Source organism: Mesorhizobium sp. M8A.F.Ca.ET.181.01.1.1, from assembly GCF_004792025.1.
GTDB lineage: Bacteria > Pseudomonadota > Alphaproteobacteria > Rhizobiales > Rhizobiaceae > Mesorhizobium.
Window position 1 is genome coordinate 1 of record NZ_SRTV01000026.1, and the last position, 10,782, is coordinate 10,782.

At 64.6% G+C, this 10,782-nt stretch carries 14 protein-coding genes; 7 read left to right on the forward strand and 7 right to left on the reverse strand.

All coding sequences use genetic code 11. The annotated features are described in order from the left end of the window. Window positions 1-322: 322 nt before the first annotated feature. Entirely contained in the window at window positions 323-700 is a 378-nt protein-coding gene (locus EN824_RS33220; RefSeq protein ID WP_189522266.1) for a YraN family protein, read from the reverse strand. Further along, window positions 693-1,595 carry a 16S rRNA (cytidine(1402)-2'-O)-methyltransferase gene (gene rsmI / locus EN824_RS33225; RefSeq protein ID WP_135862885.1) on the reverse strand — a complete coding sequence of 301 codons (903 nt, stop codon included), beginning with the start codon at window positions 1,593-1,595 and terminating at the stop codon, window positions 693-695. The genes EN824_RS33220 and rsmI overlap by 8 nt, the downstream gene beginning before the upstream one ends. A 208-nt stretch (window positions 1,596-1,803) precedes the next feature. On the opposite strand from rsmI, the gene EN824_RS33230 reads away from it, so the two are divergent. After that, a complete protein-coding gene (locus EN824_RS33230) occupies window positions 1,804-1,989 on the forward strand; it encodes a hypothetical protein (RefSeq protein ID WP_135933148.1) in 186 nt (61 codons plus the stop codon). A 7-nt stretch (window positions 1,990-1,996) separates the two neighbouring features. Continuing rightward, entirely contained in the window at window positions 1,997-2,185 is a 189-nt protein-coding gene (locus EN824_RS33235; protein ID WP_135933149.1) for a hypothetical protein, read from the forward strand. A 55-nt stretch (window positions 2,186-2,240) separates the two neighbouring features. Here the strand turns inward: EN824_RS33235 and EN824_RS33240 are convergent, their stop codons facing one another. The 5 genes from EN824_RS33240 to rph all read right to left on the reverse strand — a co-directional run bounded on the left by EN824_RS33240 (window position 2,241) and on the right by rph (window position 5,701). After that, on the reverse strand, window positions 2,241-2,564 hold the full coding sequence (locus EN824_RS33240) for a low molecular weight protein tyrosine phosphatase family protein (RefSeq protein WP_135933150.1): 324 nt from the start codon (window positions 2,562-2,564) through the stop codon (window positions 2,241-2,243). A 4-nt stretch (window positions 2,565-2,568) separates the two neighbouring features. Then, entirely contained in the window at window positions 2,569-3,747 is a 1,179-nt protein-coding gene (gene hemW, locus EN824_RS33245) for a radical SAM family heme chaperone HemW (protein WP_135930753.1), read from the reverse strand. Then, window positions 3,744-4,391 (reverse strand): RdgB/HAM1 family non-canonical purine NTP pyrophosphatase, encoded by a 648-nt coding sequence (rdgB, locus tag EN824_RS33250; RefSeq protein ID WP_127277909.1) that lies wholly within the window; start codon window positions 4,389-4,391, stop codon window positions 3,744-3,746. The genes hemW and rdgB overlap by 4 nt, the downstream gene beginning before the upstream one ends. Then, window positions 4,391-4,801: a VOC family protein gene (locus EN824_RS33255; protein WP_135917988.1), complete on the reverse strand. Its 411-nt coding sequence runs from the start codon at window positions 4,799-4,801 to the stop codon at window positions 4,391-4,393. The genes rdgB and EN824_RS33255 overlap by 1 nt, the downstream gene beginning before the upstream one ends. A gap of 183 nt (window positions 4,802-4,984) precedes the next feature. Then, on the reverse strand, window positions 4,985-5,701 hold the full coding sequence (gene rph / locus EN824_RS33265; protein ID WP_127277911.1) for a ribonuclease PH: 717 nt from the start codon (window positions 5,699-5,701) through the stop codon (window positions 4,985-4,987). 194 nt (window positions 5,702-5,895) lie between these two features. Here rph and hrcA point away from each other — a divergent pair, with 194 nt between their 5' ends. The 5 genes from hrcA to cysK all read left to right on the forward strand — a co-directional run bounded on the left by hrcA (window position 5,896) and on the right by cysK (window position 10,541). After that, window positions 5,896-6,978: a heat-inducible transcriptional repressor HrcA gene (gene hrcA / locus EN824_RS33270; RefSeq protein WP_127277912.1), complete on the forward strand. Its 1,083-nt coding sequence runs from the start codon at window positions 5,896-5,898 to the stop codon at window positions 6,976-6,978. 38 nt (window positions 6,979-7,016) lie between these two features. Then, window positions 7,017-7,214 carry a hypothetical protein gene (locus EN824_RS33275; protein ID WP_127277913.1) on the forward strand — a complete coding sequence of 66 codons (198 nt, stop codon included), beginning with the start codon at window positions 7,017-7,019 and terminating at the stop codon, window positions 7,212-7,214. A gap of 86 nt (window positions 7,215-7,300) precedes the next feature. Then, on the forward strand, window positions 7,301-8,650 hold the full coding sequence (locus EN824_RS33280; protein WP_135862892.1) for a sorbosone dehydrogenase family protein: 1,350 nt from the start codon (window positions 7,301-7,303) through the stop codon (window positions 8,648-8,650). A 115-nt stretch (window positions 8,651-8,765) separates the two neighbouring features. Next, window positions 8,766-9,383, forward strand: a complete 618-nt coding sequence (locus EN824_RS33285) for a LysE family translocator (RefSeq protein ID WP_127277915.1) — start codon at window positions 8,766-8,768, stop codon at window positions 9,381-9,383. 177 nt (window positions 9,384-9,560) lie between these two features. After that, on the forward strand, window positions 9,561-10,541 hold the full coding sequence (cysK, locus tag EN824_RS33290) for a cysteine synthase A (RefSeq protein ID WP_135933151.1): 981 nt from the start codon (window positions 9,561-9,563) through the stop codon (window positions 10,539-10,541). Window positions 10,542-10,782 lie beyond the last annotated feature (241 nt).

Below are 10,782 nucleotides of genomic sequence, written 5' to 3' on the forward strand. Positions count from 1 at the left end.
AACAAACCGTAGCCGCTCGTCCATGATCCCAGTTTCTCGCCAAACCATCGCCGGTCCTCCCGGCGGACAAGAAAACTGTCACCCATGCTATCGGTCCATTCTGTTACCTATCTATCCGGTTCGGACACCGGCATCCTCTCCCCGTATAGTGACGGGGAGAGGGCGCTGTCATCGGCGATTTCGCCAACGACAACGATTGCAAGAAGGTCGCCGTCGCTGCGGCCATCTCCCTTCTCCCCGTCCCTATACGGGGGAGAAGTGCCCGGCAGGGCGATGAGGGGCAGCACTAACTTCAACGAATGGATTGCCTCCGGCAACGAGCCTAGCTCCTCCCATAAAACGCATTCGGGACATGCACGGGCCAACGCCAGGGCAGCACGGCGACCATGTCGAAGCGCATCGACAGCCTGCCATAGTCCGGCTGGTGCGACAGCCAGATGTCGGCCGCGCCCTCGATGCGGCGCTCCGATTCGTGGCCGATCGCCTCCATGGCCTCGATCAGCGTGCGGCGCGCCTTGACCTCGACGAACAGCACCAGATCGCCGCGCCGGGCGATCAGGTCGATCTCGCCGAAGCGGGTGCGATGGCGGCGCGCCAGGATCCGGTAGCCTTTCAGCATCAGCGCTACAGCCGCCAGCCATTCGCCGCGATGGCCGCGCCGGTAGGCCTTTTGACGGCTGGCGCTCGGGCGTTCAGCCATCGCGGCCTTCTCTAAGTTCAAGCAGCCGCCGGTAGAGCGCCTGCTTCTGGCCGCCGGTCATTTTCGCCGCTTCCGCCGCCGCCTTGGAGGCCGGCATCTCCGCCGCCAGCGACAAAAGCAGGCGGTCGATGTCTTCCGGTTCGTCGGCCTTGGCCTCGGCGGGACCGATGCAGACGACGATCTCGCCCTTCGGCGTGTCCGCCGCCGCGTAATGATCGGCAAGCGCCCGCAGCGTGCCGGTGCGGATTTCCTCGAATGTCTTGGTCAGTTCCCGGCCGATGGCGGCTTTGCGCTCGCCGCCCAGCGCCTCGACCATGGCGCCGAGCGATTCGGCCAGCCGGCGCGGTGATTCGAAGAATATCAGCGTCGCCGGTACCGCCCTCAGCGCCTCCAGCCGCGACAGCCTCTGACCAACCTTGACCGGCAAAAAGCCGGCGAACAGGAAGGCGTCGGACGGCAGGCCCGACGCCGTCAGCGCGGCAAGCGGCGCCGACGGGCCGGGAATCGGTACGACGCGAATGCCCTGGTCGAGCGCCTCGCCGACCAGCCGGTAGCCGGGATCGGAAACCAGCGGCGTGCCGGCATCGGAAATCAGCGCCACGCTCTGTCCTGCCGCAAGTGCCGCGATCAACTTCGGCCCCGCCTCGCCGGCATTGTGCTCGTGATAGGCCGTGGTGCGTCGGCGGATGCCGTAGCGGTCGAGCAGCACCCGCGACACGCGCGTGTCCTCGCAGGCGACGATGTCGGCGGCGGCCAGCGTCTCCAGCGCGCGCAGCGTGATGTCGGCCAGATTGCCGATCGGCGTCGCCACCAGATAAAGCGCCGGATCGAGCGGGCGGGCCGCGATTTCGGTCTGCCCGACCACATAGCTGCGCTTGCCCGTCTCGCCAGTCACCGATGCCGTCTCCGTTCAAGCCTGTTTGGCCTGCCAAATCCTGTTTGGCCTGCCAAAACTTGTTTGGCCTGCCAAAACTTGTTTGGCATGGCTGGCGCCGGCTTGCAAAACTCACGCCGATGTAAGGTGGCCGCCATTCCTTCGCCACAGTAGGGAACGAAACCGGTTTTGGCAGATTTAGCCCCTGATTCCCTTGGGGAGGACAGGAATGGACAGCCTGACGATTCAGGACGCTTTCGCGCCCTACTATGCCGGTCGCAGCCGGATTGCCGCACGCCAGGACAAGCGGCTGCCAGCCCGGAACGACACCAGCCTGACCAAGCAGGCCGCGAGTGCCTTGCCGACCAATGTCAGGCTTTCCGACAACAAACCCGACACCACGACGGAGCACTGACCGGACGATGCCCAATCGCTTCGATATCTTCATCACCCGTCTTGAAACGAAAAACGCCCGCAACGGCGTACCCCTGCCCTCTTTGGGCGACCAGCACCGTGGCCGCCGCGACAAGGACAACGCAAAGCCAGTCCGGAACGGCGAGGCGCACGCCGAGAAAGAGCGCGGAAAGCACCGCCACAAACACGACGCCTGATCTGATTCAGATCGGCGAGTCGGCCGCCCAAGGTGGCGAACGCTGGGCCAGGCGCTTAGTCCAGATATCGTGAAACGCGTCCCTTCAGAAGCGCTATCAGCTCCGGGTCCATGAATTCGTAGTCGTCCGGGATGTCGAGGCAGATCACCTTGGCCGCCTTCAGACTGGCCTTGAATTTCTTCTGCAGTTTGGTGCGGTGGGTTTTCTCCATGACAAAAATGATGTCAGCCCAGGCGACCAGTTCGTGCGTCAGCGGATTGTCGGCATCGTGATTGGTGCCGGCCGATTCGACCTCGATGTCGCGGCGGGTGGAAAACACCTGCTCGGCGGTCGGGCTGCGCAGCCGGTTCTGGCTGCAGACGAAGAGGAGTTTTTTCAAAGGATTAGCGCGCCAGGTCCGCCACCACGGCGTCGAGCACGATCATGCCGGCGGGCGTGGCGCGCAGCCGCGTGTTGCCGATCGGCGCCACCAGCCCCTCGCCTTGCAGCACCGACAGCCGCGCGCTCGACAGGCCGCGCCCGGAAAACGCTTCGTAGCGGGTGAGGTCGATGCCTTCGGCGAGCCTGAGCCCCATCAGCAGGAATTCGTCGGCCTCTTCGGAGCGAGTCAGGAGCTCGCCGCCGGTTATGCCATGGCCCTTGGCCTCGACCAGGTTGGCCCAGGTTTCCGGCATTCTCTCAGCAATCGTCACCACCCGATGGCCGTTCTCGACGAAGCGGCCATGCGCGCCGGGGCCGACGCCGACATATTCGCCGTAGCGCCAGTAGGTCAGATTGTGCCGGCTCTCGGCGCCTGGCCGCGCGTGGTTGGAAATCTCATAAGCCGGCAAACCATGCGCCGACGTGATCTCCTGCGTCAGCGCATAGAGGTCGGCGGCGTGGTCGTTATCGGGAATGGCGAATTTCTTCGCCGCGTGCAGCGCATGGAAGGGCGTGCCTTCCTCGATGGTCAGCTGGTAGAGCGACAGATGGTCGGCGGCATGGCCGATCGCCTGTTCGAGTTCCGCCTGCCAATCCTCGGGCGTCTGTCCCGGGCGCGCATAGATCAGGTCGAAGGACAGGCGCGGAAAGATTTCGCGCGCGAGCCCGATGGCGTGCAGGGCTTCCTCGACATTGTGCAGCCGGCCGAGGAAGCGCAGATCCTTGTCGTTCAGGGCCTGCACGCCGAGCGAGACGCGGTTGACCCCCGCGATCCGGTAACCACGAAACCGCTCCGCCTCGACCGAGGACGGGTTGGCCTCGAGCGTCACCTCGATACCGTCAGGCACCGTCCAGTTCTTGGCCACCGCGTCCAGAACCCTGGCCACCGTTTCCGGCTTCATCAGCGACGGCGTGCCGCCGCCGAGGAAGATGCTGGTCACTTCGCGCGGTCCGGTGCGCTGGCGCATCGTCGCAAGCTCGGCCTCGAATGCGGCGGCAAAGCGCTCCTGGTCGACCGGCTGGTGGCGGACATGGCTGTTGAAGTCGCAATAGGGGCACTTGGCCGCGCAGAACGGCCAATGCACGTAGACGCCGAAGCCGGGACTGCGGTCGAGCGCCATGGTGGTGCTGGACCCGATCATTCCGAACCAAGCCGAGCGCGCGCGAATTTCTGGAAGGCGCGGGCGCGATGCGACAGCGCCGTCGCCTGGCCTGGCTTCCAGCCGTGCTTTTCCTCCGCATTCATCTCGCCGAAGGTTTTGTCGAAGCCATTGGGCAGGAATACCGGATCGTAGCCGAAGCCGAGTTCGCCGCGCGGCGGCCAGACCAGAGCGCCCTCGGCCTCGCCGCGATAATATTCGGCCTCGCCGTCGGGAAAAGCGAGGCAGATGACGGCGACGAAGCGGCCGGTGCGCCGTTCGGGCGTGGCCGCGCCGACTTCCTGCAGCGCCACTTCGGTGCGCTGCATGGCCATGGCGAAATCGCGCGATCCTTCCGGCGTCTCGGCCCAGTTGGCGGTGTAGACGCCTGGCGCGCCATCGAGCGCGTCGACGCAGAGGCCGGAATCGTCCGACAGCGCCGGCAGGCCGGTCGCCTTCGCGGCCGCGAAGGCCTTGATGTAGGCGTTTTCCTCGAAGGTGGTGCCGGTCTCGTCCGGTTCGGGCAGGCCATACTCCTTGGCCGACTTCGCCTCGAAGCCGAACGGACCCATCAGGTCGGCGAATTCGCGCAGCTTGCCTTCATTGTGGCTGGCGACGACGATCTTCTTGCCATGGAGTGAATGCATCAAAGGCCCCAGATTCTCGGCTCGGCGAATTCGATCGAATTGCCCGAGGGGTCGCGTATATAGATCGAACGGCCACCTTGCGGCCATTCGAATTCGCTTTCGATGGCGATTTTCTTCGCTTGAAGTTGGGCTTTCCAGCCGTCGATTTCAGCGGCGGTTGCGGCAAAGCACAGATGGCCTTCGCCAACCGCGCCGTGCGGCGGTACTTTCAGCTTCGCGTCCGGTGCGGGCGGAATTTTGGTCGCCTCAGCGTTGAAGATGAGCAGAACGCACGGGCCGCAGCGGAAGAAGAGGTGGCGGCCTTCGACCTTGCCGAGGAGGATGAGGCCGAGGATGTCGGTGTAGAAGCGCTCGGCGGCAGGCAGGTCGGTGACGTAGAGGGCCGATTCCAGGATTGCGGAAGGTGTCACGAGGCGCCCCCCTCTGCCCTGCCGGGCATCTCCCCCACGAGGGGGGAGATTGGCTGTATCAGTCGCTTTCGCCACTTTTCAACGTTGAAGGGCAGGCACGGCCAGCCAAACTGCCAATCTCCCCCCTCGTGGGGGAGATGGCCGGCAGGACAGAGGGGGGCGCCCAGGCTCGGCATCAAAATCCTACGCCACCGCCATCTGCTGCAGGCTGACCAACCGGGAAATGCCCTTCTTGGCCAATCCCATCAAGTCCGCGAACTGCGCTTCGGAAAAGGGCTCGCCCTCGGCGGTGCCCTGGATCTCGACGATGCCGCCCTTGCCCGTCATGACGAAATTGGCGTCGGTGCCGGCCGAGGAATCCTCGATATAGTCGAGATCGATGACCGGCTGGCCGTCATGGATGCCGCAGGAAATCGCGGCGACATGATCCTTCAGCACCTTCGAAACGCTGGCCATCTGCCGCGCTTCCATCCAGCGCAGGCAGTCATGGAGCGCCACCCAGCCGCCGGTGATCGAAGCGGTGCGGGTGCCGCCATCGGCCTGGATGACGTCGCAGTCGACGGTGATCTGCTGTTCGCCCAGCGCCTGCAGGTCGACCACGGCGCGCAGGGAACGGCCGATGAGGCGCTGAATTTCCAGCGTGCGGCCGCCTTGCTTGCCGGCGGAAGCCTCGCGACGCATGCGCTCGCCGGTCGAGCGCGGCAGCATGCCGTATTCGGCCGTGACCCAGCCCTTGCCGGAATTGCGCATCCAGCCCGGCACCTTTTCCTCGAGGCTCGCGGTGCACAGGACATGCGTGTCGCCGAATTTCACCAGGCACGAGCCTTCGGCATGCTTGGAGACGCCGCGCTCGAAGGAGATGGCGCGCATTTCGTCGAATTGGCGTTTGGAGGGGCGCATTCAGGCTTCTTTCCAGTCATTTTTCGGAATCGTGGCCGGCTTGTAGCCCCACCAAGCCCATGGCGCAAAGGAAAATGGCCGAGCGATCCGGCACCGGGTGATCTGGCACAGACACCGGGTGATCTGACACAGACACCGGGTTGCGCGCGGGTAACGGAAGTCTATATCCTTGAGCCGGAGGTTTTTTGGCCGCAATGACCAAGGCAGTCGATCCCGCGTCGCGGTCGCCCGCGCTTCAATCGCTCGACATGCGCTCGCGCGACATCTTCCGGCGCATCGTCGATTCCTACCTCAGGGATGGCGAACCCGTGGGCTCGCGCAGCCTGTCGCGCATCCTGCCGTCCTCGCTGTCGCCGGCCACCATCCGCAACGTGATGAGCGACCTCGAGCATCTCGGGCTGATCTACGCGCCGCACATTTCGGCCGGGCGTCTGCCGACGCAGGCCGGCCTGCGCTTCTTCGTCGACGCGTTCATGGAGCTCGGCGACCTCTCCGACGAGGAGCGCCGCACCATCGAGGCGCAGGTGCGGGCCTCCGGCTCGGGCGCGACGCTGGAGCACATGCTGACCGAGGCCAGCCAGATGCTGTCGGGCATGTCGCGCGGCGCCGGCCTGGTGCTGGCCGCCAAGAACGAGGTGGCGCTGAAGCATATCGAATTCATCCAGCTGGAGCCGACCAAGGCGCTGGCCGTGCTGGTGTCGCAGAACGGCGATGTCGAAAACCGCGTCGTCGACCTGCCGGCCGGCATCACGGTCTCGCAACTGCACGAGGCCTCGAATTTCCTCAATGCGCATATTCGCGGCCGCACTTTGGCCGAGGCGCGCACCGAGATCGCCCGCATCAAGGAAGAGACGAGGGCGGCGCTCGACACGCTGTCGCAGGACCTCGTCGAGAAGGGACTGGCGGTGTGGGCGGGCGCCGAAAGCGGCCTGCCGGCGCGGCTCATCGTGCGCGGCCGCGCCAATCTGCTCGAAAACGTCACCGCCCAGGCCGACATCGAATTGCTGCGCCACCTGTTCGAGGACATGGAGACGCAGGACGGGCTGATCCAGCTGCTCGACCTCGCCGAGGAGGGATCGGGCGTGCGCATCTTCATCGGTTCGGAAAACAAGCTGTTTTCGCTGTCGGGCTCATCGCTGGTGGTGGCGCCCTATCGCGACAAGGACGCGCGCGTCGTCGGCGCCCTCGGCGTCATCGGCCCGACCCGGCTCAACTATGCCCGCATCGTGCCGATGGTGGATTACACGGCGCAGCTGATTTCCCGCATGCTGCGCTAAGGTCCTAAAATCGAGACAGGCCGCAAAGGAGAAAAAGAATGGCGCTGGAATCATTCAAGGCCCAGATCAGTCTGCTGCTCGAAGAGATGGTCAACCAGCCGGAGGACCAGCACGAAATTCAGGAACAGCTGCGCGAAAAACTGCGCGAAATGCGCGCCATGGGCCTGCCGTTGCCCGCCGATCTCGTTGCCCTGGAAAAACGCCTGGATGACGATTTTTACGCTGCCGGGACCTGATTCCTGACGTTTGCTTCGAACCATCGTGCGTGACGGAACCCAGGGACAGACCGATCGTTAATTTCCTTCACGATCGAGTGGAGGAAATGATGCGATTGGCCGGACTGGCGATGTCCGCACTGTTTCTCACGACCGCGGCTCTCGCCCAGCAGGCCGATCAGCCTGCGCTCAAAGGCGCGGCGGCTTTCGGCGACTGGCGGGCGGACAGGCCCGGTGTACGCCGGCTGATCAAGCCGGAAGACCTGCCTAAACCCTATGCCACCAAATCCGCCTCGAACGGCGCAGGCATTGTCGACATGCCGGCGAATGCGAAGCCACGCCTGCCGTCCGGGTTTTCGGCCGAGCTGATCGCCTCGGGGATCGACAATCCGCGCGTCGTGCGCGTCGCGCCGAACGGCGACCTGTTCGTCGCCGACAGCGAAGCCAACCAGATCCGCGTCTATCGCCTGACGAAGGACAGCGCGAAACCCGCCGAAAACGGCATCTTCGCCGGCGGCCTCAACCAGCCCTATGGCATTGCCTTCTATCCCTTGGGCAACGACCCGCAATGGGTCTATGTCGCCAACAGCGACAGCATCGTGCGCTTTGCCTATCGCAATGGCGACCTGAAGGCCTCGGGTGACCCGCAAACCATCGTCGACAACATTCCGGCGAATCACCACTGGACGCGCGACATCGCCTTCTCGCCCGACGGCAAGACACTTTACCTCTCCGTCGGCTCCGGCTCGAATGTCGCCGAGGATATGGGCAAAAGACCCAGAGGCGGGCTCGATGCCTGGGTCAAGTCGAAGCCGCTCGGCGCCAGTTGGGGTTCCGAAGCGGGCCGGGCCGAGGTGCGAGCCTTCGACCCCGACGGCAAGAACGGCCGCGTCGTCGCCACCGGGCTGCGTAACTGTTCGGGCATGACCGTGCAGCCGGCAACCGGCGCGCCGTGGTGCGTCGTCAACGAACGCGACGCACTCGGCGACAATGTGCCGGCCGAATACGCGACATCGGTCAGGGAAGGCGCCTTCTATGGCTGGCCCTGGTATTACATCGGCAACAATGAGGACCCGCGCCACAAGGGCGAGCGCCCCGACCTCGCCGGCAAGGCTGATATTCCCGACGTGCTGATGCAGGCGCATTCGGCGCCGCTCAACATCGCGTTCTATGATGGCAAAAGCTTTCCGCCGGAGTATCGAGGCGATGCCTTCGTGACCCTGCACGGCTCCTGGAACCGCGGCAACAGGACCGGCTACAAGATCGTCCGCCTCCTGTTCAAGGACGGCAAGCCGACCGGGGAATATGAGGATTTCATGACCGGCTTCGTCGCCTCCAATGGCGAGGTCTGGGGCCGGCCCGTGGGCGTGGCGGTGGCCGGCGACGGATCGTTGATCGTGAGCGAAGACGGCAACGGCACGATCTGGCGCGTGACTTATAGCGGCGGCCGATCCTGACCCGTCCTTGCGGCCGGACCATTGCCGTCTGGTGTAAGCGAATCCCGCGCGCAGGGCGTTCTCCCGGAGCCCGCCTCGTGCGACAAGGGCATACTCGCCCTTGGACGCCGACACCATGACCCTCACCGGGTTCCTTGCCTACAGCGCCGCTCTCGGCATCGCCGCCGCCATTCCCGGCCCCGGCATCACCGCCCTGGTCGCGCGTGCGCTCGGCTCGGGCTTTCGCTCTTCGCTCGCCATGTCCTTCGGCCTGATGCTCGGCGACCTCATCTATCTGACCGCCGTGGTGCTCGGCCTCGCCTTCGTGGCGCAGGAGTTCGGCATGGTTTTCCTGGCGATCAAATGGGCCGGCGTCGCCTATCTCGCTTTCCTCGGCTGGCGCTTCTGGACCGCCGGTATCACACCCGAAACCATCGAAGCCAGGAAGGGCAAGGGCGGATTGCCGTCGAGCTTCGCCGCCGGCCTCACCGTGACGCTCGGCAATCCAAAGACCATGATCTTCTACCTCGCCATCACGCCGACCATCGTCGACCTGAAGACGATCACGCTTGCCGATTACGGCATTCTCGTCGCGCTGACGGTCGTCGTCCTGTTCGTCGTGCTGGTGCCCTACCTGGCGCTCGCCGCCAAGGCACGCTGGTTCCTGAAGTCGCCGCGCGCGCTCAAGGTGCTGAACCGCACCGCCGGCGCGTTCATGGTTGGCGCGGCGGCGGCGATCGCTGCTCGTCAGTAGGTCGTTTCGGCCAAACCATTCCGTGGCCCGGCTGTTTCGAGAAATGCCTTTCCGAGGGCCAGGCGTTTTCAGCACACGCCCCCCTCGGATATTTTCGAGCCGCAGCCTATCTTGCGCGGTTGAAAGCCCTATTCTGTCGGCTACTGCCAATTGCCTGAAATCCAGGGAGCGAAACCAATGAACAAGCCCGTCACTTCCGCCCGCGTGCCCGGCCGCGGCCGCATCTACAATTCCATCACCGACACGATCGGCGATACGCCATTGGTACGGCTAGACAAGTTCGCCAAGGAAAAGGGCATCGTCGCCAATCTGGTCGCCAAGCTCGAATTCTTCAATCCGATCGCCTCGGTCAAGGACCGTATCGGCGTGGCGATGATCGAAGCGCTGGAGGCAGCGGGCAAGATTGCGCCCGGCAAGACCACACTGATCGAACCGACATCGGGCAACACCGGCATCGCGCTGGCCTTCGCCGCCGCCGCCAAGGGCTACAAGCTGATCCTGACCATGCCGGAGACGATGTCGGTCGAGCGCCGCAAGATGCTGGCGCTGCTCGGCGCCGAACTGGTGCTGACCGAAGGCCCGAAAGGCATGAAGGGCGCCATCGCCAAGGCCGACGAACTGGCCGCGACGATCCCCAACGCCATCATTCCGCAGCAGTTCGAAAACCCGGCCAATCCGGAAATCCATCGCAAGACGACAGCGGAGGAAATCTGGAACGACACGCAGGGCGAGATCGACATCTTCGTCGCCGGCATCGGCACAGGCGGCACCATCACCGGCGTCGGCCAGGTGTTGAAGAAGCGCAAGCCCGCGCTGCATGTAGTCGCCGTCGAACCGGATGCCTCGCCGGTGCTGTCGGGCGGCCAGCCCGGCCCGCACAAGATCCAGGGCATCGGCGCCGGCTTCGCGCCCAAGATCCTCGACACCACGGTCTATGACGAGATCGTCAAGGTCTCGAACGAGGATTCCGTCGCCAATGCGCGCCTCATCGCCCGCCTCGAGGGCGTGCCGGTCGGCATCTCGTCGGGCGCGGCGCTGCAGGCAGCGATCGTCGTCGGTTCGCGGCCGGAGAACAAGGGCAAGACCCTGGTCGTGGTCATCCCCGATTTCGCCGAGCGCTATTTGTCGACGATCCTGTTCGAGGGGCTTGGGGCTTAGGGTTTCGAACTCCCGTCTTTCCTTCTTCCCTTGTGGGAGAAGGTGGATCGGCGCGTTAGCGCCGAGACGGATTAGGGGTGTTCCAGCGGAGTGAGACGTTGGTGGTCCCTGGAGCACCCCTTGTGTGTTTGGAATCGTGCATTGTTGAGGGTGCCACGGACCAGGTGCTTGCCTGATCCGTGGCGGCGGTCGAGAGCCCGTCACCCCTCAGGTGGCTTAAACCGTGGATGAGCTGGGGCCC